The following is a 20,952-nucleotide window of genomic DNA, read 5'->3' on the forward strand; positions in this document are numbered from 1 at the left end:
GGTGGCGTCGGTCGGCCTGCCGGCGTTGGTTGGCCCGGTGGCGTCGGTCGGCCCGCCGGTGTTGGTTGGCCCGGTGGCGCGGCGGCGGCCCGGTTGCTGGCGAGCCCGGATGCCCCGCCCGCTCCGGCCGGGTATCGCGCGGCCTCCCGGACGTCGTCGGCGACGTGCAGGCCGATCTCGCAGCGGCTGGTCCAGCGTGGGCCGTACGCGAGGGCGGCGGCGCGGGCGAGGTCGAGGGCGAAGGCCCGGGCGCTGGGATGCCGTAGCGCCGGATCACGCTCGAGAGCGCGCATGAGGGTCGCGGCCACGGGCTCGGGGACGCCGGCGGGCGGCGGTGTGGGACGGTCGGCCTTCTGACGGATCAGCGCCAGCAGGGACAGGTCCGGGCCGAACGGCGGGGCGCCGGCGAGCATCTCGTAGAGGATGATCGCGAGTGCGTACAGGTCGGTGGCCGGGCTCAGGCGTCCGCCGCCCAGCTGTTCGGGGGCCATGTATCTCGGCGTACCGACGATCGTGTTGGTGGCGACCGTCGTGGCATCGAAGATCTTCGCGATGCTGAAGTCGGTGACCTTCAGCAGGCCGTTGCCCGAGAACAGCACGTTGTCGGGCTTGATGTCGCGGTGCAGCACGCTCCTGGCGTGGGCGCACTCCAGCGCCTCGGCGATGGCCAGCCCCACCGCGCAGGCGTCCTCGGCGGACAGCGTGCGGCGCCGGCGGGACAGCGTCCCCCCGGCGAGCAGTTCCATGATGAGCAGGCACAGGCCGTCGCGCTCGACATAGTCGTAGATCCGGACAATGTGCGGATGGTCGAGCCCGGCCAGCAGCCGCGCCTCGGTGGCGAAGGTGGTGGGCAGGTCGGGGTCCGCCGTCGCGGACAGGATCTTGATGGCCACGTCCCGGCCGAGGCCCTGGTGGTGCCCGGCGAGGACCAGACCGTGCCCGCCGCTGCCGAGTTCCGCGCCCAACGTGTAGGTGGGCAGCACCGCGGCCACCCGAGAAAGATCAACTAATGGCACGGGCCCGCCCTGCCGTCAGCCGGGTGACCCCGGTGGCGAGTACCCGGCAGCCCAACGTCGCCGCGACTGGCAGGAAGGCGAGCGCGGGCAGGACGTAACGGTGGTCGAAACCCGCCGTTGCCGGCGGCACGACCAGCAGCGTCACCGCCACGGCGGTGGTCAGGACCAGCGGCGCGCGCAGGTGCGGACGATACCGGCCCGCCAGCCCGGTGCCCAGGACGGCGCCGAGCAGCAGCAGGCCCAGCACCGGCCCGGGGATGGCCACCCGAAGCTGGTAGCCCTCCAGCCAGCTGGCGAACGGCTGGCGCAGGCGGTGCGTGCCGTCGCCGTGTTCGTAGGTGTGGACGTCCTCGGAAGCGCTGCCGCCGGGAATGTACGTCCGGTCGGGGACCGGGTCGGGTGGGACGTGGAACAGGAAGGGACGCACCATGCCTGCATTGGGGTAGTCGGTCAGCCGCGGCCCGAACGTCCGGGAGAAATCCCTTATCACGATACCGGCGTAGTCCAGCGGCTGTGTCACGATGGCCCGGCGGGCGAACCTGCCGGCCAGCGATTCCTTCGCCGGGCTGAAAACCTGGCCCGCCGGGCTGGGAGCCTCGCCGGGAATGCCGTCCAACGGTGTGCCGGCGTGCCAGATGTAGTTCGACGGTGGCTGGCGCGCCTCAGGCGGTTCCCACGGGCAGAGGACCGCCAGGTCGGCCGGCGGGTGCGTGCGGGCACAGTCCACGAACGACGTCGTCCGGGAATAGAGGAAGACCCCGTCGCTGCCGACGATGCCGGCCCGCCCGTGCACCGCCTGGAACCAGGCGCCGTAGCAGCCCAGGGGGATCAGCAGCGCCAGGCAGAAGGCGAGCAGCGGCCGCCAGCCCGGGCGGCGGGCCAGCAGCCAGCCGCCCGCCACCACCGCCAGCGGCAGGCCGACCGTGCGGGTCAGGGATGCCCCCGCCAGCAGCCCGCCCGCGACCAGGGCTGCGACCGTGGTCGGCCGGCGCCACCACAGCAGGGCCACCACGGCCGCCACCGCCAGGACGGTGAACAGCGTCTCGGCCATCACCATGTGCTCGATCTGGATCTGGTATCCGTCGAAGAGCTGCGGGCCGGTGGCGAGAGCGGCCAGCCAGTCGGGTGTCCCGTGCCGGCGCAGCAGCACGTAGATCATGACGGCGACGGCCAGGCCCAGCAGGTGCTGGACGACGACGACGAGCCGGAAGCTGTGGAACGGTTCCAGCAGCATCAGGAAGAAGCTGTAGCCCGACGGCCGCACCACGTATGGCTCCGGCCGCAGCGCCACCCCGAGGTATTCGAAGCTGTCGTTGAACCACAGGGCGGGTGCGTAGCCGACGACCGCCGCCAGCCGGACGACGACGGCCGCCGCCAGCATCGCGGTGAACACCGGATGCCGGCGGGCCCGCCCGCGGCACCAGGCGCTGCCGGCGGCGTACCAGCGGGCGGACGGTTCGGCAGCGGCAGCATCGGCGGCATCGGCCGCCGGTACCTCACGGAACGCGAACCGCGTCCGGGTCGGGAGCCGCGCGCTTCGCCGCACCCGGGCGGGTTCCCGGCGGCGCACCGGGGACGTCACCGCGTACTCGAGGGGAACGCCACCGCGCAGACGTCCCGGAGACCCTAGAACCAGCCGCGGCGGGCGCCGAGATGCTGGAGCTGCTCGTGCAGCAGACCGGCGAGGTGATGCCGGTCGGTGTCGTGGTGGCCGACCCGCAGCCGGCTGAGCGCGTCCCCGCCGGCGCGCAGCAGCCCGCCGCGCCGGTCGGCCTCCAGCACCACGTCCACGCCGGCGGCGTCGACCAGGAAGGTCACTTCCAGTTCCTTGATGCGACGGGCGTACTCCCCGCCCGGGTGCAGCTCGATCTCCTGGTAGAAGGGCAGGTCGGAGCCGGCCAGCCGGCCCTTCTCCACGTCCGCGGAGTGGAACCGGAAGCCGAGGTCGCCGAGCGCGGCGAGGATCGCCTCCTGGACGGGCAGCGGGTGCACGCTCACCGGGTCGAGGTCGCCGGGGTCGATCGCGCCCGGAATGTCCACCGTGGTCTTCACGCCGATCTTCATACCGCGCAGGTGCCAGCCACCCACGTCGGTGATGGGGGTCTGCCAGGGGACCGGCAGCTCGAAGCGTCCGCTGGTCTCCTGGTTGGCGGCGATGGTGAACTTTCCGCCGATGCTGCGGGTGCCGAAGCCGACGTTCTCGTACCAGGTGGAGTCGTCGGTCTCGACCTCGACGGTGGCCTCGAGCGCGACCCGTATCTCGTTGACCTCCTGGTCGACCTTGCCGCCCTTGATGGTCACGGTCCCGGTGACCAGACCGCCGGGCAGGACCTCGGGGCGGTCCAGGACCGTTTCGACGTCGGCGTTGCCCACCCCGAGCCGCGCCATCATCCGTTTCATGCCCACGTGCCCCGCCCACTCCTCATATCGGTTATGCCTGTCATACATGCCTGTCATGTCTGCTGTGCCTGTGGCTACGTGTGCCGTGTCCGTGATGCCCGTCGTCGCGGCGCCGGCGCCGCGCGTCCCAACCGATACCGGACATCGTCGCCGGGCGCTCCTACGCTCTCACACGAGGATTGGCGCGACCCGCGACCGTCCCGCGTCATACAGCCTTACCCCAACATGGCGGACGGGTCGTACCGCCGTTGGGGCGCACTGGCCGCCGCCGGCCGGGTACGGCAGTGTGGACGCCGTGGGACGGGTGACGGTACGTCGGCAGGTGCTGCGGATCCGCGCCGACGGCGGGCGGACGGCACGCCCCGACAGCATTGCCGGTGAGGAGCCGTTGGAACTGCGCGTGGCGGGACGGTCGTTCGTCGTCACCATGYGGACGCCCGGGCACGACGTCGACCTCGCCTTCGGCTTCCTCGTCGGCGAAGGGATCATCGGCGCCGGCTCGGACGTGCTGGGCATACGCTACTGCGCCGGCACCAACGAGGCAGGCGGGYAGACCCACCACCAGACGTACARCCAGACGTACAGCGTCCAGACCTACAACCAGACCTACAACGTCCTGGACATCACCCTCGCCCCGACGGTTCCCCCGCCCGACGCCAGCCTGCAACGGGCCTTCTACACCAGCAGCTCCTGCGGGCTGTGCGGGAAGGCCAGCATCGAAGGGGTACGGCTGCGTGGCCGGTTCACCGTCGACGACGACCCGCTGGTGCTGCGCCCGCAGGTGGTACTGGCGCTGCCGGAGCGGCTGCGCGCCGCGCAGAAGGTCTTCGCCAGCACCGGTGGGCTGCACGCCGCCGGGATCGCCGACGCCGCCGGGAACCTGCTCGTGGTCCGGGAGGACGTCGGCCGGCACAACGCGGTGGACAAGGTGGTCGGCCATGCGGCGCGCGAGGGCGCGCTGCCGTTGCGCGGGCGGATGCTGGTGGTCAGCGGCCGGGCGTCGTTCGAGCTGACCCAGAAGGCCCTGCTGGCCGGGATTCCGGCGCTGGTCGCGGTGTCGGCGCCGTCGTCGCTGGCGGTCGAGCTGGCCGCGGACGCCGGGATGACGCTGATCGGCTTCGTCCGCGGTGACTCCATGAACGTCTACACCGGGGCGCACCGCGTTGGCGCTGTCCCCGCCGTCCAGTCCGGTCCGTTGCCGTAGCACGAGCCGCGATGAGAACAGGCTGCGATGAGAACAGGCTGTGACGAGAACCAGCTGTGACGGCAACTGATTGTATTGCCGGTATCGCGACCTGTCATTTTGTGGCGTACTGTGACCGACTGGATCGAGTCGTGGAGGTGACCCCGGTCCATGCGTACTTGTCGGACATAACCCTGCATCCAGGCGATACGATGCCCTCTTGTGACCTGCATCGTCGGTCTTGAGCATGACGGCAGGGTGATCATCGGTGGTGACAGTGCCGGAGTGGCCGGCTACTCCATCACCGTCCGCGCTGACACCAAGGTGTTCCGTAACGGCGAGTTCATCATGGGTTTCACGTCGTCGTTCCGGATGGGGCAGCTCCTGAGGTACAGCCTGATCCCACCCGCCCCCCAGACATGGGACGTCGACCGGTTCATGGCCACCGACTTCATCTCCGCGGTGCGTGACTGTCTGCGCGAGGGCGGCTACACGCGCACCGAGTCGGGATCCGAGGCCGGCGGGGTGTTCCTGGCCGGTATCCGTGGCCGGCTGTACCGCATCGACTCCGACTTCCAGATCGGACGCAGCATCGACCTCTACGACGCGGTCGGTTGCGGTGAGGAGTTCGCCCTGGGCTCCCTGCACGGCAGCGGCCATCTCAGCCCGGAGGATCGCGTACAGCTCGCGCTGGAAGCTGCCGCGCACCACTCCTCGGCGGTATGCCCGCCGTTCCACGTCGTGTCCGCCCCGAGCCCCGACTGACCACGGCGCCAGCCGACCAGGCCAACCAACCAAGCCAACCAACCAAGCCAACCAACCAAGCCAACCAACCAAGCCAACCGATCAGGCCAGCCGCCCGGTCGGGGCCACACCCGGCCAGCAGGATCACGGCTGGCGGAGACCGCGTCCGGCCGGAATCCCGACCGGCCACGCGCCGCGGCTGCCGCGTCCGTCCCAGCCGAGGCGACCGGGACGGACGCGACGCGGTAGCGGCCGGCGGTCAGCGCCGGCGCAGCCCGCCGCGCAGGATGGCGGTGACCCGGGCCCGCCCACCACCGGTCGGCGTGAACGTGTCGGAGGCGTTCTTCAGCGCGCCGTACTCCTCGTCGGTCAGCTCGATGTCGGCGGCGGCGACGTTGCTCTCCAGCTGGGCGACGCTGGAGGCCCCGGGGATCGCCACCACGTTCGGATGCCGGACCACCCAGGCCAGCGCGATCTGCGCCGGGCTCGCGTCGTGCGCCGCGGCGACGTCACGCAGGACGTTGAGCACCGGCCGTGCCGCGTCCAGATTCTCCGGCAGGAACAGCGGATGCGACGTACGCGCCAACGACGTCGGGCGGCGTTCCCGGGTGTAGCGGCCGGAGAGCACGCCCATCGCGAGCGGGCTGTAGGCGATGATCAGTCGGTCGTTCTTCACCGCGTGGGGCACCAGCTCCCGCTCGGGCTGCGGGTGCAGCAGGCTGAACTGCACCTGGTTGGACAGCACCGGGGCGCCGAGCGCCTCCTCGGCCGCCTGCCAGCGCTCCAGCGAGTAGTTGCTGACGCCGACCGCGTCGACGAGACCGACCCGTTGCAGCGCCGCCATGCCACGCATGGTGCTGGTGTCGCGCAGCACGGGGTGGGGCTGGTGTACCTGGTAGAGATCGATCTGCCGGACGCCGAGCCGGTTGGCGCTGGCCACCGCGCGCTGCTCGACGACCGGCGCGACCGGCAGCACCGGGAACAGCTTCGTGGCGATGAAGGACGTCTCGAGCGCGCCGGCGTCCTTCAGCGCGGAGCCGAGAATCCGCTCGCTGCGCCCGAAGCCGTACAGCTCGGCCGTGTCGAAGAGAGTCACCCCGAGCTCGAGCGCACGCCRGACGATCGCCGGTGCCTCGCTGCCGGCGTAGGCCGCGCCGTAGCCCCACTCCCGGGAACCGAACTGCCAGGTCCCCAGCCCGATCACGGAGATCTTCTTCTTTGTCGTTACTCCGTCGACATACCGCATGACTCCAGTGAACGCCGTCGGGCGTCAGCCCGCGACCTGGTCACGCCGGCAGCCACCCCGGTGGCGCTGGGCAGGGCCGCTTGCCGTCCGGATCGTCCGGATGGTCCTGGGACGCGCATGCCGGTGCCGCCCGTGGCGTCGGCCAGGTGCCCGAAGCGCAGGTCGGCGGCTCGCGGTGTCCGCCGGCTGACAGAGCCCGGACCGCCGTGGGCCATCGAAGAGATCCTGGCCGGGCTGCTAGTTTTCTAGACGCCTCCGGCGAAGCGAGCACCCGGTCAGTCCGGTTTCGTGCGGGTCCGCGCCCGTCCCGGGCGCCCGGTGTCGGGGCAGACCGACGTGACGGGTCAACGCTGAAGGGGAGCGCGGTGGTCCAACAGTTCAACCGAGGACAGAAGAGCCATCTGTCCGCGGTCACCCCGGGCACCGACCTCTACATCGGGATCGCGCTGACCGCGCCCGGCCTCGCCTGGGACGTCTCCTGCTTCGGCCTGGACGCGAACGACCGGCTCTCCGACGAGAACTACTTCGTCTTCTTCAACCAGCCGGCATCCCCGGAGGGGTCGATCCAGCTCCTGGGCGAGCAGGCCGGTGACACCCAGTCGTTCCGGGTGACGCTGGACAAGGTGCCGGCGAGCATCCACAAGCTGTCGTTCTGCGCGGCGATCGACGGCGCGGGCTCGGCGTCCCAGCTCTCCGCCGGCTACCTCCGGATCGTCGTCGGCGGTGCCGAGGTCCTGCGCTATGCCTTCACCGGAGCGGACTTCACCAGTGAGCGCGCCATCATCATCGGCGATCTGTACCGGAAGGGTGTCTGGCGGGTCGCCGCGGTCGGGCAGGGCTTCGCCGGCGGGCTCGCCGAGCTGATCAGCTCCTTCGGCGGCGAGGTGGAGGACACGTCGCCACCGCCGCCGGCCGCGCCGGCAGCGCCCAGCGGGTTCGGCCCGCCGGCCGGTGCCACCCGCACCCAGGCGGCGCCCCCGCCCGCGGTCCCACCCCCGCCCGCCCCCGGATTTGGGGCGCCCGCCGCGAACTACGCCAAACCGGCGCCCGTGCTGGCTCCGCCGCACGTCCCGCCGGCCCCGCCGCCGGCGCACGTCCCGCCGGCTCCGCCACCGGCGCATGCCCAGCCGGTCGGGCCACCACCGCCGGCCCAGCCGGGTTACGGCCAGCCGGCGGCGGCCGGGCCGGGTTACGCCCAGCCGGCACCGGGCCACGCCCAGCCCGCCGCCGGGTACGGCCCGCCCGGGGGCGCCGGTGGCGTCCCGCCCCAGCAGGTGCCCGGATACGGCCAGCCGGCACCCGGTGGGTTCGGGCCGACCGAGGTTCTGCCGTCCCAGATCCAGCCGGTGGTGCCGGGCGCGATGAACAGCCTGAACCCCTATCGGGAGGTTCCCGCGGCCGGCCGCTGGACGCAGCAGAACGGCAAGCTGGTCCGGGCCACCCTCGGTCAGGGGCCGGAGGTACTCGCCCTGCGCGGGTCGATGGTCGCCTACCAGGGCGACATCGACTTCGACTACAAAAGCTCCGGCCTGCGCGGGCTGATAGAGAACAAGCTCACCGGCCAGGGCCTGAAACTCATGACCTGCAAGGGCCGCGGCGAGGTCTTTCTCGCCCAGGACGCCAGCGACCTGCACATCGTCGAGCTCAACGGCCAGTCGCTGTGCATCAACGCGAGGAACATCCTGGCGTTCGACAGCTCCCTGCGCACCGAGGTCAGACGTATCGAGAGTCCCGGTATCCCCGGCGGTGGCTTCTTCCACTTCGAGGTGTCCGGGCAGGGGACGATCGTGGTGATGACCAAGGGGACGCCGATGACGCTGAACGTCGCCGGGCCGACGTTCGCCGACATGAACGCCCTGGTCGCCTGGACGTCCGGGATGCGGGTGAGCGTGTCGACCCAGGTGCGTATCTCCCGGCAGATCTACTCCGGCAGCAGCGGCGAGTCCCTGGCCCTGCAGTTCATGGGTTTCCAGGGCCATTTCGTGGTCGTCCAGCCGTACGAGGTCTAGGGGCATGTCCGACGGATACCGGTTGACGCGGTCGGYCGTCCGCTGGCGGCCGGGGGCCGGGTGGCCGAAGAACACGCACCGATATTTCCGCCATCGCAGCCCTGGTTTCTTCGTCCGGCCCCGGAAATTCTCGGACGGTCTGGTGGAAAAGCGTACGATGATTTTTTTCGGCAGGTACCCGGAGGCTTGCGGACAGCGGGAGGGAGGCGGCCGTGTACGGAACGTTGATGGATCATTTCGGGCAGACACAGATCATGGACCGGATGAGCAGGCACGGTTCCAAGATCGTTAAAGTGGTCATGCAGCCCGGGCAGGACCTGTTCGCCCGGACCGGATCCATGATCGCCTATGAGGGTCTGGTCGACTTCAACCCGCAGCCTCCACAGCTTGGCCGGATCGCCTCCTCGTGGGCGACCGGCGAGGGCGTACCGCTGATGACCGCGGTCGGCCAGGGCCTGCTCTACCTGGCCGACTACGGCAAGGAGGTCATCGTCGCCCAGCTGGCCGGCGAGGGCCTGTCCGTCAACGGCAAGAACATCCTCGCCTTCGACGCCAGCCTGCAGTGGGGGATCGAACGTGTCCGCGGGGTCAGCATGCTTTCCGGCATGGGCATGTTCAACGTGGTCATCCGCGGTCACGGCTGGGTCGCGATGACCGCGAAGGGCAGTCCGGTCGTGCTGGACACCCGGGAGGCGCAGACGTTCGTCGACACCGACGCGCTCGTCGCCTTCACCGACGGCCTGCAGGTCCAGCCGCGGCGGACCGTCCGGCTCGGCGGGCTGATCGGCCGTGGCTCCGGGGAGGCGTTCCAGCTCGGCTTCTCCGGCCAGGGTTTCGTCGTGGTCCAGCCGAGCGAGGACGAACGGCCGAACTTCTCGGTACGCGGCTGACCGGGGCGCGGCTGGTATGGCTGGTACGGGGATCGCGTGTGACGTGCCGGCCGCACGCGACACGGGTTGCCGGTGACGCGGCGCCCGGTCCACCGCGCGGCACGCATGGGTGAGAGGATTCGATGATGAGCCACGGTGGATTCGGCGGTCCGCCCGCGGGTGGCTACCCCGGCGGCGCAGCTCCCGGTGGATATCAGCCCCCGCCCGGCCAGCCGGGCGGCTACCCGCCGCCGCCCGGCCAGCCCGGTTACCCGCCGGCCGGCGGCCAGCCGCCGGGATACCCCCCGGCCGGGTATCCGCCTCCTGGCGGGGCGCCGGGAGGCTATCCGGGAGGGGGGCCGGGCGTCCCACCCGCTCCGCCCGGCCCGCCCGGCGGCCCGGCGGGCGGCATCCGCAGCAGCCTGCTCGGCAACCCCGAGGTGCAGGCCCGGGAGCGTTTCACCCTGCAGAACGGCAAGATGCTCAAGGCGACTCTCGGCGCCGAGGGGATGCGGGAGTTCTACGCCCGCAAGGGCGCCATGGTCGCCTACCAGGGCGGGGCCAACTTCGACGCCCACTGGGAGGGCTGGGGCAGCCGGTTCCGGTCGCTGTTCCAGGGCGGCGAGGRCCTGAACCTGATGAAGGTCTCCGGCGGCGGCACGGTCTTCCTCGCCTACCAGGCGCAGGACGTGYACATTCTCGATCTCGGCGGAGACGGGCTGTCGGTGGACGGCAAGAACGTCCTCGCCTTCGACGCCGGCCTGCACTGGGATGTCGTCCGCATCGACTCCCAGGTGTCGATCGCCGGGGTCGGCAACTACCAGGTGGAGCTCTCCGGCAACGGCAAGGTCGCGGTCGTGACGTCGGGCGCCCCGCTCGTCATGCGCGTCACCCCGCAGAACTACTACTTCGCGGACGCCGACGCAGTGGTCGGCTGGTCGTCGAGCCTGCAGGTGTCGATGCAGGCGGCGGTCACCTCGTCCTCGGTGTGGCGGCCGCGTGGCAACACCGGGGAAAGCTGGCAGATGCAGTTCTCCGGGGACGGCTACGTCATCGTCCAGCCCTGCGAGCTGCTGCCGCCGTACAACGCGCTCGCCAACGCCGGCCTCGCCGGGCACTTCGGGCTCGGCGAGGGCGGTTTCGCCGGCAACCAGCTGCAGGGCCACCGCGACGGCCCGCCGGGACACGGTGGCGGGCACGGCGGGCACGGCGGCGGCACACCCGGCGGCCTCGGCGGAGCGCTCGGCGGCCTGTTCGGCAACCAGGGCCGCGGCGGCGGCCTCTTCGGCGGCCGCTAGCCGGCGGCCGCTGACCGGCGGCACAGCCTCGTCCGGAAGGACGTCAACGACGAACTGATGTAGCTCCGTTCTCACCTGTCCCTGGGAGCCCTCTCATGTATGAAGTGTGTCACTTCGACGCAAAAACTGACATGCTTCCGTCATGCCCCGGACCAGGTGGATGCTGGTGAGCAGGCAGAGCTCACAACTGTTGACGACGGCAGCCCTCAGCACCTTGCTCTCGCCTGTCGCCGAGGCGGTGACGGTCGGCGGYATCATCTGGGTGCMGATCCGGGCAACCGGCAAGGAAGGGACGGTCAGGGTGCGGACCACGTTGTCCACGCTGGCGCCATGCCGTCTCCGGATAGTGATCAATACGCTGGTTCCGAGTGAACCCAGGATGCAGTATCTTGCCGGCGCTGGCAGGGAGACGTTCTCAGCGCGACGGCTTTGTCTCAATATTCCGCATCGTCCTTTTGATGGTACTCATAAACATCGGACGGAACCGAGGTCGGCCGACGAGAGCGCTTACGAGCCCGATGACATCCCCGAGGTGCCGCTGGCGCCGAGGGTCGCCCCGGGCGCGTGCCGCGCGGTTCTTGAGGCGTTCGCCAGAGAGTGTTTCATTGAGATCGGACCGGACTTCGTCTGGACGGAACCGTAGCGGAGGTGTGGATCATGGATGGTGCGGCGACGGTAGGCGCGGTCCTGCACGCCATCAACGACCATACCGTGGTCCGGCCGTACGGAGACGGTCTACTTGTGGATCTTCCTCTGACGTACGGTGACGGCGACGCCGTACGTGTTCTTGTCGAACCGATGGGCAACGGTTACCGGGTGACGGACCGGGCCGCGGCGGCAGCTCTACTCGCAATGGCCGGTGTGAACGTGACGAAGGGCCGGTCGGCGGAGGCTTTTGCCGAGGCCGTACGGAGCRCCGGTCTCAACGGTACGGATGTCGCCGAAGGCGAGCTCGTCGCCTTCGGCGACGCCAGCGATCTCGGTCAGCGCGTTCTGGATGTCGCGCAGGCATCCATGCGTGTTGACCAGCTTCGTTGGCTGGCGGTACGCCAGCCGTCGGCCAGGTTTCCGGAGCTGGTCACCAAGCGAATAGACAGGTGGGTCGACGGCGACGAGCGTCAGGTGCAGCGCAAAGCACCGGTACCGCTGCGATCGGGACGCAGTCGACCGGTGACACTGCGGGTCTCGCACAATGATCGATCCGCCTATATTCAGGCGGTCGGTTCCCGGGACCAGGAGCAGGCTGCCGAGCGCTGCTACTGCATCTTCAGCCTTTCGCAGGTGCCGAAGGACAACAGGATCGCCGCCCTCGACGGTGGGCCGGAGGACTGGCAGGCCGCCATCATCGAYGAGCTGAAGTCCGTTGGCAGCGTGGAGTTCTTCGATGATCTGATCGGTCTTGAAAACCGTCTCGACGCGATAGTTCCCCCGCCGCCGTCCTTGTTGTCGGCACAGTCGTCGGCATAAAAACAGCCCGGCTCCGTGGCCGCTTGGTTCCTGGGCCGCGTAGAGAAATAATCATGGATTGTCGCCGGGATGGCCGGCCGGCCGGCTGCGTTCTGTTGGTCGCCGCCGTGTGCGGCAAAAAGATCGAGAGACGAAAGATGTTGGATACAGAGCGATTACATGATCTTAACTTGCGCATGGAGCCGGATATTTCTGGATAGTTAGGTACAACAGGGACGAGGATGTCATCCCGCTCCTCGGAGCCGTAGGGGAGTACCGCGTGGGATTGCAACCCGGACGGGTCCGGACTCGTCGTACCTGGTGTGGGGCAGCTACCTTCTCGGCGTACAGATTCCGGACGCGGTGACCACGACTTCGTGTTCCGCTCGGCAGCCGACGGCCGCATGCGGCCGGAGCGGCGTGCGCGAGAGCGGGAACCGGAGCAGGTAGGGGTCCGCATGAGCAGCCGGCGGCGCACGTCCGGCTGGTGGTCGCGGGTACGGGCGAAACCGTGGCTGGGGACCAGCGCCGGGATCCTCGGGGCCGCGCTGATCGGCTTCTCCCTGTATCTGTATGACGTCGGAGGCGGGCGCGGCGCCGGGACGGCTGACCAGGCGGCGGTGCTCAGCGCTGTTGCCCCGCCGCCCACCACCCCGTTCGCCCCCGCCGTGCCACCTCCCGGCACCGCGCCACCCACCCCGACCGTCTGGCCATCCGCTCCGGCGCCCTCCGCGGACGTGCCGCCCGCGACCACCGGCGAGGGGCCGGCCGCCGCCGGGACCACCGCCGACGGCGGGTCGCGCTCCCTGCCGCCCGTGCCCAAGGTGCTCCCGCCCCGCGTCACCCGGCCGACGGCGGTGGCCACGACCGGCGTTACGGCACAGCCGTCGCCGCCGCGGACCGGCCCGTCCGTTCAGCCGCCGTCCGTTCAGCCGCCGCCTGTTCACACCGAGCAGCCACCGCCACCGCCGCCGGTCACGCCGACGCCGTCGACCGGTGTGCCGGTGCCCACCCAGGCGGTCGGCCCCTGACAGGGAGCCTGAGCAGAGACGTTGCGGCAGGTAGGGGCGTTGCGGCAGGTAGGGGCGCTGTGGCGGGTACGGTGGCCGGACAGGTGGCAGCGCCGCCCAGGTGACCGGTGGCCGTTTCGCCCAGGAGCGACCGTACGCGTCCTCATGGTCGCCGAACCTGCCGGACCCGCCGGAGCAGGACGGGCGGCGAGTCGACAGCGGCGCGGCCGTGCTGCGTTCGTACCGCTGTTCACGCTGCCGGAGGTCACAGATGCCGCAAGGACAGGACGCACGGTGACCAGTGTCGGAACGGAGTCCTCGGCGCTGTCGGTGCGCTGCTCCGAGTGGACGTGGGAGCAGGGTGTCGACCCGATCGGCTCCGCCCTGGTGTGCGACACCTTCGTGCTCGTCGAGACGCCGCCACCATGGCCACGGGACGTCGGCGACATACCGACCTTCGCCGACGTCATGCGCGGCCTGCCACCGGGGGTCCGACTGCTCGCCGTCGCGCCGGCCGACGAGCCCGTCACGGCCGCCGACAGCCGGACCGCGGCCACGGTGGAGACGGACGCCGGTACCGATCGTGACGGAGGACGGCCCGGCGTCCGGGTGACACTCTGGCGCCGCCGGAACTCCAACGGTTTCCAGGGCAGCGACCACGTCGTCCCCCGGGATCGTCTCACCGAGAGAATCCTCGGCCTCCTCGACCGTGCCCCCAGCCTCGATCTCGGCCGCGGCCTCGGCGTCGATCCCAACCGTGGACGTGGCCTCGATCGTGGCCGTGACCCCGGTGTGCGGCCGGGCCCCGGCCATGGTTCCGAGCCCGGCGCAGGCCCAGGGCTCGACCCCGACCCGGGTCCTGGCGAGTGGGCGTCGGCCCGGCCCGCCCCCGTCGAGGTCCTGCTGTGCGGCCATGGCCAGCGGGACCGCTGCTGCGGCCGGATCGGCACCCGTCTGCATCTCGACGTGGCGTCGGCCTGGCCCGGCGTGCGGGTCCGGCGGTGCAGCCACACCGGCGGCCACCGGTTCGCTCCGACCGGTTTCACCTTCCCGGACGGGCGGGCCTGGGGCTTCCTCGACGCCCCGACCCTCGACGGGATCGTGCGGCGCGCCAACACCCCCGCCGAACTGCGCGGACGGTACCGGGGGAGCACCGCGCTCGACCAGTGGGGACAGGTGGCCGAGCGGGAGCTGTTCGAGCGTTTCGGCTGGGGCTGGCTCGACCACGAGCTCACCGCCTCCCGCACCGAGGTCGTAGCCGACGGCCGACTGGCAACGGTGGAGCTGGCCTGGCAGGGACCGACCGGCGCCGCAACAGCCACCGCGTCCGTCGCGGTGGTCCGAAACGTCCCCGTCCCGCTCTGCGGCGAAGCCCTGGACCACGCCGAAAAAACCAGCCCCGAGCTGTCCCTGCGCTCAATCGAGATGCGACGGACCCGCGGAACTCAGGGTATTTCGTCGGCATCCGCCCGATCTTTTCCACCAGCGGGAAATTCGGCACCATGAGCTTCCCGCCAGCGCCGTGGGCGGTCAGACCGAAATACGGTGCCTTCCACCGCGGATCGATGCCCGGACGGTACTGAAAAACTCCTGGGTCGGCTCTGGTCGAGGTGGGCTGAGCAGCAGGCGAGACGTCGGGACGGGGCATTTGGGTTTGCAGGTGGAGGACAGCCGCGATGAGAACGGCCGCGCCGACGAGTTGACGGAGGTTGAGGGACTGACCGAGCCACAGCCATGCGATTACGGCGCCGAAGGCGGGTTCGAGGGCAATGGCCGCGGAGGCTGCCTGGGAGCCTGCTCGGACGACCCCCCAGGAGAACAGGACGAAAGGCACGAGGGTGCCGAGAATGCCAACGAGCAGGACGTCGGGCAGATGACGAGTGTCGGTAAGGACACGCGGCCAGCCCTGAGAGGCCTGGATGATCATCCAGGCGACTGTGGAGACGGTGAAGGCTCGGGCCATCGATGCGGTGGCACCGTAGGCACGGCTGGAACTTTCGCCGAGGATGGAGAACGACGCGACGGCGACGGCGGTAAGCAGGCCGTAGGCGAGGCCGGTCAGACTGATCTGGCCGGTTCCGGCTGCCGGTAGGTCGACGACGAACGCCACCCCGATGATCATCACGGCCAGCGCGATCGGCACTGTCGCGGCTGGCCGTTTGCGATGAGTCAGCAACGACCACAGGACGACGAGAGCGGGCGCCATGTTCTGTAGCACGATGGCCATGGCGACCGGCAGGCGTGCGATAGCCAGGAACAGGGCGGCATTGGCGGTGCCGACGGCCAGCCCGAACATGAGGGTGTGCCCGAACCGGGGAGTGTTTCCACCGACAGACGCTCGATCGCCGTCGCGGGTGTGCCAGACATAACTGAACAGGCCGAGGCCCACGGCGGTGATGTAGGTCCGTGCCTCCACCAGTTCGAGGGGTGTGACTCCGGCATGGAACAACCTGMCGGCGACGCTGGCTCCGAACGCCCACAGAACGGTCGCCACGGTGACGGCGAGAAACCCGACCCGGGAGTGAAGAAGGTCGCCGCGTGGTGCATCACTGTCACGTGGCGAGCGTCGGATCAGACGTACCAGCGCAGCAGGACGCTTCCCCACGTCATGTCTCCTCTGAATCCACTGTCGATTGGCCGGGATCGGGCCGCGCGTCGGTGGGCCGTTCGGGTTCGCGTTGGCTGGCCGGCACACGAGCCTTCTGCGGGGCTGATCATCAGCCGCTCGGCTGAAGTGCGGCGCGTAGGATCGGCGCGATGCCGATGTTGCTGGTTGTCCACCACACGCCGTCGCCGACGATGCAGGCGATGCTGGAGGCCGTGCTCGCCGGGGCGCGCGACGACGCGATTGAGGGCGTGGACGTCGTCGTCCGCCCAGCGCTTGCCGCCACGGCCGTCGACGTGCTGGCCGCCGACGGCTACCTGCTCGGCACGCCAGTGAACATCGGCTACATGTCCGGTGCCCTCAAACACTTCTTCGATCAAGCCTATTACCCTTGCCTGGAAGCAACTATCGGTCGGCCGTACGCCTTGTACGTCCACGGCAACTCCGACACCGCTGGCGCGGTCCGCAGCGTGGAGACGATCGCCGTCGGTCTGAAGTGGAAGCGGTTACGTGAGCCCGTAACGGTGATCGGCACGCCGGGCGCGAAAGATCGAGAGGCGTGCTGGGAGCTGGGGGCCACGGTGGCCGCGAGTCTGATGCCGTAGCTGACCGGCGGGCCCTGCCGCATGGGCCGCGCGTTCCGTCCGGCCAGACGTGTGGTCGCGGAGAGCGACGGGTCGCGACCAGGGTTCGGCACATTGTCTTCGACGGCTTCCACTATTCGATCTTGGAAGCGACGGTTGGTTGCCCGTACGCCCTCTACGTCCATGGCACCAGCGACACGACCGGCGCGATCCGTCGCGTGGAGACCATCGCGCCAGCCTGAAAATGGAAGCGCCTACGTAGATCCCCTGCCGGTGATCGGCGTGATCGACACCGCGGCCCGTGAGGCACGCTGGGACCTTGGAGCCACCGTCGCAGCCAGCCTGCTGGAGGCCTGACCCTTCGCCACCGGATTGCGAGTGCTGGGCCGTGGCCGTGGCCGCCGTGCCCGGCGGCGCTGCTCGGCGTGGCCATGATCGGTGCCGCGGTGGTCGATGCGGCAGCGACAGCAGGAGGCATCCGGCGAGTGCGGCGCCAGTGCCGGCGATGAACGGCGCCCGTGGGGTGAGCGCGGCGGCGAGGGCGGTGGTGATGGGCCCGCCCACCGGCGTGCTTCCGACGAGCACGACGGAGAACAACGACATCACCCGGCCGAGGTAACGGGGATCGGCGCCCTGCAGGGCGCCGATGGTCGAGGTGAGGTAGGTCGACCAGGCGACTCCGACCGCCGCGAGCATGCTCAACGCGACCACCGGATGGGGCGCTGCCGCGACGCCACCCAGGCTCGCCGCGAGCGCCGCCGCGGCGGGCGCGGCGATGGTGCGTCGGGGCGGCCGAGCGGCGGCCCAGATCGCGCCGGCCAAGGATCCGGCGGACACGGCGGTGAATGCCTGCCCGACCTGCGCGGGGCCGCCGCCGAAGGTGCCGGTGATCAGCAGCGGGATGGATACCTGGAAGGTGATCGCGAGAGTGCCGATGACGGCCATCGCGCCGAGAGCGGCGCGCAAGGACGGCGTCGCGGCGACATAGCGCATGCCTTCGCGGATCTGYCCCGGCGTTCTGGGCACCCGGGGTGGCGCGGGCACCAGTTGGGCCAGGACAAGCAGGACGACGACGTCGGCGGCGAAGGAAACGGCGTTGAGCCCGAAGACCCAGCCCGGGCCGCGGACCGTGACCAGCCATCCGCCGAGGGCGGACCCGGCGGTCATCCCGGTGAGCAGCACGAGGGTGGACGACGCCGAGGTCCGAGCGGCGGCGCCGGGCATCAGGGCGGGGATCAGCGCCTGCCGGGCCGGTGTGTCCAAGGCGTTGAGGACACCCCACGCGAAGGCGATGGCGAGCACCACTGGCACCGACAGCGTGCCCGTGAACTCGGCGACCGCGTACCCGCTGGCGACCACGCCGAGGCCGGCTTCGCTGGYGACGAGCAGCGCACGCCGGTCACGCCGGTCGGCCACCGCTCCGAACCAGGGGCCGAGCAGCAGGCTGGGCAGGAACTGCGTCGCCACCACCCAGCCGAGCATCGCGGGGTCGAGCCGGACGGTCACGACGGACAGGGCGACGACCTGCGCCCACGAGCAGACGACAGATGGTAACTGGCCCACGAGGTAGAGCCGGAGCGCCGGCGTCACAGCGTGGCCAGCACGGTCCCGGCGAGGGCCAGCCCGAACAGGTAGGTTCCAGCCGCTCCGACCGTCCGCCGCCTGGTCACGTCGGCCCATGACCGTGCGGCCAGCATGCCCCAGGCATGCGCCAGGCGAGCCGCGGTGGCCCCGATCACGAAGGCGAGCGTCCATGCCGGTGCTCGCGATCCGACCAGCAGGGACAGCACGATCAGGGTGGGGATGTACTCGGCGGCGTTGCCGTGCGCGCGGATCGCGATGAACAGCGGGTCGGAGGGGTCGGTGGGCGCCTGGCTCCCGCCGCGGCCGGCGGCCGCCGCGCGCAGCCGGGTGACGTTGGCGCCCAGCCCGAACACGAGCGCGGCGAGCACCGCGGCACACACGAGGGCGATGGTCATACGAACCTCCGCTGGAAACGGGCGTCAGAAAAGGCGGCGTCACGAGGGGCGGCGTCGTGAAGGGCGAGGTCGAGGACGTCCGCGCACAGCGACCAGCCGAGCAGCGCGTCGGCCTTGCGCAGCGCGCCCGGGCTGGTGATGTTCACCTCGATCAGGTGCGGGCCGATCACGTCGAGGCCCGCTACTCGCACTCCGTACGAGRCCAGAACCGGTGCCAGCCGCGCGCAGATGTGCCTGTCGCGGGTCGTGAGCGGGGCCTGCGCGGAGGGCTGGCCGATGCGGAAGTCGCCCGCCGCCGGGTATCGGTAGACGGCGCTCACCGGGATGCCGTCGAGGACGAAGACGCGCTTGTTGCCGTCATCGACCTCGGGCAGGTAGCGCTGGGCGACGACCAGCCGGGTGCCGCCGGCGGTCGCGGTCTCCAGCAGCGACGCCAGGTTCGGGTCGCCGACGCCCAGCCGGTAGACGCCGTGCCCCGCGTAGCCGTCGACCGGCTTGAGTACGGCCACCCGCTGCGCAGCGACGAACTCGTACAGGGCCCGGATGTCGGCGGATACCAGCGTCGGTGGAATCAGATCGGGAAAGCGCAGCGGCATCAGATGCTCGCTGCAGGCGCGCAGCCCGCGCGGGTCGTTGACCACCGGCGTGGAATGGACGAGGTCGAGCACGAACGTCGCGGCCAGATAGGCTGCGTCGAGCGGCGGCTCGACCCACATGAAGATCGCGTCGGCATCGTCGAGATTGACATGCTCGGGTGGGCCGGCTGACATCCACGGATCGGGCACGGTCCAGGCACAGCCGCCGGCCGGGTGGGACGGAGCGAGGCACAGCTGCCGAGCGGTCGCGCCCGGCTTCCCCTTCACGACGGACAGCTCGGAAGGGGTGGTGACCCGCACGGCGGCGCCGCGGTCCTGGGCCGCGTGCATGAGCCCGACGCTGGTGTCGGTGGCCGGGTCGAGCCGGTCGAGCTCGTCGACGACGAGGACGACGTTCATCGCGGCCTCGACCGGGGCCCGGTGCGGCCCGGTGGTTGTCATCGGTTGCTCCTGCTTTGGGATGTACGGGTTCAGCCGACAGCCGGGCGGCGGCCAGCAGAGGGACGGCCGCTACTACGCGGACGCCTGGTCGGACCGGTGCTCCTGCTCGCGGCGAGCGGCGGTCACGATCGCGTCGTCGACGGTGGCGATCTCGGGATCGGTCCAGTCGGTGTGCGCCTGGGTGGTGTAGAAGCGGACTTCGTGACCGTCCGGGTCATGGGCACCGGGCAGAATCCAGCCGATCGTGGCGAAGTGCACGCCGGCATGGGCTTCGCCCAGTGCTGTGAGCCGCCGCGCGAGCGCCTCGAGGGCCGCCTTGGTCGGCACACCGATCGAGAAGTAGTCGAAGCCCGCCGCGCGGGCGGCTCGCTCCGGGTCCAGCCGCAGGCCGAAGGCCGGCCCGCCATTGGGGTGCACCATGACCACCCCCATCAGGACGCCGTTCTCGACGAACTCGGTGCTGATCTCGTAGCCCAGACGGCTCTCGTACCAGGTACGCGAGCGGTCCAGGTCGCTCACCGGGAGCTTGACGTGATGCACCCCGTCGAGCTCTGGCGCGACGGTGTTCGTCACGGCGGACCTCCGAGTTGTGTATAGCGCAGATGCAAAAATGCAGTCCAACTGCATTGCAGTTAGACTGCATCGCATGATGAGTGATGTCAAGGGCCTGCGGGCGGCCCGGGTCGCGGAGACCGAGGAGCGGATCCTGGCCGCCGCCCACGAGCTGTTCGTCCGCGACGGGTACGCGGCCACCACTCTCACCGCGGTCGCCGACGCCGCCCGCGTCGCGCCTCGCACGGTCTACGTGCGCTTCGGAACCAAGGCCGATCTCCTGCGGCGCGTCGTCGACGTGGCCATCGTCGGTGACACTCAGGACCTCGACGTGCAGAGCCGTGAGTGGTACCAGGCCGCGCTCGTCGCGCCCACCGTCGACGAACGGATCGGCCTGCTCGCTGACGGCAGCGCCGCGCTCATGGCCCGCGCCGGCGACGTGTTCGCCGTCGCGCAGCAGGCCGAACCCCTCGAGCCCGTCATCGCCGCCGCGGCCCGCGCCGGACGCGCGGCGACCCGAGACTCGATGCGCTCTTTCTTCACCGCGCTGCGCGACGACGGACTACTTCCCGCCGGCGTCGACCTCGACTGGCTGTGTGACACCGCCGGCGTGCTCGCGCACGCCAACACTTATCTGCTGGTCCGCGAAACCCTCGGCTGGACCATCGACCAGTACCGAACGTGGCTACGCGCCACTTGGCAGCGCCTCATCGCCGCCGCGGCCACGCCGGATAGGTGAGCAGCCCGCGCCGAACCCCAAGCAGCCGGGAGCCGGCGATCGGCGCGGTCCCACCGCCCTGGCGGTGCGTGTCGAACCGTGGCAACAGCGGTTCGACCAGCTCCCACAGATCGTCCGGGACCAGCCGTATCGCCAGGCTGTTCTCCATCACATCCATGATCAAATATGTACCTGGAGAGCCACACGAGACACCCGCTAATACTGAGCCTCACCCTGAGTAATTTTCGACTCAGTA

General features: G+C 70.4%; 18 protein-coding genes and 2 pseudogenes. 10 read left to right on the top strand and 10 right to left on the bottom strand.

All coding sequences use genetic code 11. The annotated features are described in order from the left end of the window. From BL254_RS04905 to BL254_RS04915, 3 genes are all read right to left on the bottom strand, one after another. Nucleotides 1-1,016, bottom strand: a 1,016-nt coding sequence (locus BL254_RS04905) for a serine/threonine-protein kinase (RefSeq protein WP_254857814.1), incomplete at its 3' end; no start/stop codon positions are given. Then, nucleotides 1,003-2,598, bottom strand: coding sequence for a hypothetical protein (locus tag BL254_RS04910; RefSeq protein ID WP_076842653.1), 1,596 nt, complete (start codon nucleotides 2,596-2,598; stop codon nucleotides 1,003-1,005). The genes BL254_RS04905 and BL254_RS04910, both read right to left, overlap by 14 nt. Before the next feature lie 44 nt (nucleotides 2,599-2,642). Continuing rightward, a complete protein-coding gene (locus BL254_RS04915; RefSeq protein ID WP_047225267.1) occupies nucleotides 2,643-3,422 on the bottom strand; it encodes a sporulation protein in 780 nt (259 codons plus the stop codon). A gap of 289 nt (nucleotides 3,423-3,711) precedes the next feature. Between BL254_RS04915 and fdhD the strand changes: the two genes are divergently transcribed. Both fdhD and BL254_RS04925 read left to right on the top strand, forming a co-directional pair. Further along, nucleotides 3,712-4,620 carry a formate dehydrogenase accessory sulfurtransferase FdhD gene (gene fdhD, locus BL254_RS04920; protein WP_076842654.1) on the top strand — a complete coding sequence of 303 codons (909 nt, stop codon included), beginning with the start codon at nucleotides 3,712-3,714 and terminating at the stop codon, nucleotides 4,618-4,620. Nucleotides 4,621-4,821: 201 nt separating this feature from the next. Beyond that, entirely contained in the window at nucleotides 4,822-5,364 is a 543-nt protein-coding gene (locus BL254_RS04925; protein WP_047225268.1) for a hypothetical protein, read from the top strand. 238 nt (nucleotides 5,365-5,602) lie between these two features. Here BL254_RS04925 and BL254_RS04930 read toward each other — a convergent pair whose 3' ends face one another. Then, complete coding sequence (locus BL254_RS04930) at nucleotides 5,603-6,589, bottom strand: aldo/keto reductase (protein WP_076842655.1); 987 nt, start codon at nucleotides 6,587-6,589, stop codon at nucleotides 5,603-5,605. 365 nt (nucleotides 6,590-6,954) lie between these two features. On the opposite strand from BL254_RS04930, the gene BL254_RS04935 reads away from it, so the two are divergent. The 6 genes from BL254_RS04935 (at nucleotide 6,955) to BL254_RS28160 (ending at nucleotide 14,727) form a co-directional block, all read left to right on the top strand. After that, the gene (locus BL254_RS04935; protein ID WP_076842656.1) at nucleotides 6,955-8,598 is read left to right on the top strand and encodes a TerD family protein; all 1,644 of its coding nucleotides are present in this window, start codon (nucleotides 6,955-6,957) and stop codon (nucleotides 8,596-8,598) included. Nucleotides 8,599-8,810: 212 nt separating this feature from the next. Further along, complete coding sequence (locus tag BL254_RS04940; protein WP_013874185.1) at nucleotides 8,811-9,488, top strand: AIM24 family protein; 678 nt, start codon at nucleotides 8,811-8,813, stop codon at nucleotides 9,486-9,488. 122 nt (nucleotides 9,489-9,610) lie between these two features. Then, nucleotides 9,611-10,765 carry an AIM24 family protein gene (locus tag BL254_RS04945; RefSeq protein ID WP_076842657.1) on the top strand — a complete coding sequence of 385 codons (1,155 nt, stop codon included), beginning with the start codon at nucleotides 9,611-9,613 and terminating at the stop codon, nucleotides 10,763-10,765. A gap of 657 nt (nucleotides 10,766-11,422) precedes the next feature. Beyond that, entirely contained in the window at nucleotides 11,423-12,232 is an 810-nt protein-coding gene (locus BL254_RS04955; protein ID WP_139342184.1) for a DUF1828 domain-containing protein, read from the top strand. A 437-nt stretch (nucleotides 12,233-12,669) separates the two neighbouring features. Then, a complete protein-coding gene (locus BL254_RS04960; protein WP_076842660.1) occupies nucleotides 12,670-13,242 on the top strand; it encodes a hypothetical protein in 573 nt (190 codons plus the stop codon). Nucleotides 13,243-13,515: 273 nt separating this feature from the next. Continuing rightward, nucleotides 13,516-14,727, top strand: a complete 1,212-nt coding sequence (locus BL254_RS28160) for a sucrase ferredoxin (protein WP_235433368.1) — start codon at nucleotides 13,516-13,518, stop codon at nucleotides 14,725-14,727. Between the two features lie 169 nt (nucleotides 14,728-14,896). On the opposite strand, the pseudogene BL254_RS29240 reads toward BL254_RS28160, so the two are convergent. Next, nucleotides 14,897-15,916: pseudogene (locus BL254_RS29240) on the bottom strand (DMT family transporter); the annotation flags it as partial. A 62-nt stretch (nucleotides 15,917-15,978) separates the two neighbouring features. Between BL254_RS29240 and BL254_RS04975 the strand changes: the two are divergent. Continuing rightward, nucleotides 15,979-16,431 (top strand): flavodoxin family protein, encoded by a 453-nt coding sequence (locus tag BL254_RS04975; protein ID WP_371390000.1) that lies wholly within the window; start codon nucleotides 15,979-15,981, stop codon nucleotides 16,429-16,431. Here the strand turns inward: BL254_RS04975 and BL254_RS04985 are convergent. The 4 genes from BL254_RS04985 to BL254_RS05000 all read right to left on the bottom strand — a co-directional run bounded on the left by BL254_RS04985 (nucleotide 16,333) and on the right by BL254_RS05000 (nucleotide 19,999). Next, complete coding sequence (locus BL254_RS04985; protein ID WP_175648289.1) at nucleotides 16,333-18,000, bottom strand: MFS transporter; 1,668 nt, start codon at nucleotides 17,998-18,000, stop codon at nucleotides 16,333-16,335. The genes BL254_RS04975 and BL254_RS04985 overlap by 99 nt on opposite strands. Then, the gene (locus tag BL254_RS04990) at nucleotides 17,997-18,389 is read right to left on the bottom strand and encodes an MAPEG family protein (protein ID WP_076842662.1); all 393 of its coding nucleotides are present in this window, start codon (nucleotides 18,387-18,389) and stop codon (nucleotides 17,997-17,999) included. The genes BL254_RS04985 and BL254_RS04990 overlap by 4 nt, the downstream gene beginning before the upstream one ends. After that, nucleotides 18,386-19,426, bottom strand: coding sequence for a glutathione synthase (gshB, locus tag BL254_RS04995; protein WP_076842663.1), 1,041 nt, complete (start codon nucleotides 19,424-19,426; stop codon nucleotides 18,386-18,388). The genes BL254_RS04990 and gshB overlap by 4 nt, the downstream gene beginning before the upstream one ends. Before the next feature lie 72 nt (nucleotides 19,427-19,498). Further along, nucleotides 19,499-19,999: a VOC family protein gene (locus BL254_RS05000; RefSeq protein ID WP_047222210.1), complete on the bottom strand. Its 501-nt coding sequence runs from the start codon at nucleotides 19,997-19,999 to the stop codon at nucleotides 19,499-19,501. Between the two features lie 76 nt (nucleotides 20,000-20,075). On the opposite strand from BL254_RS05000, the gene BL254_RS05005 reads away from it, so the two are divergent. Further along, complete coding sequence (locus BL254_RS05005; protein WP_047222266.1) at nucleotides 20,076-20,717, top strand: TetR/AcrR family transcriptional regulator; 642 nt, start codon at nucleotides 20,076-20,078, stop codon at nucleotides 20,715-20,717. Between the two features lie 40 nt (nucleotides 20,718-20,757). On the opposite strand, the pseudogene BL254_RS29245 reads toward BL254_RS05005, so the two are convergent. Then, a pseudogene (locus BL254_RS29245) lies at nucleotides 20,758-20,865 on the bottom strand (IS5/IS1182 family transposase); the annotation flags it as partial. Nucleotides 20,866-20,952 lie beyond the last annotated feature (87 nt).

This window comes from Protofrankia sp. BMG5.30, from assembly GCF_001983005.1.
Taxonomy (GTDB): Bacteria; Actinomycetota; Actinomycetes; order Frankiales; family Frankiaceae; genus Protofrankia; species Protofrankia coriariae.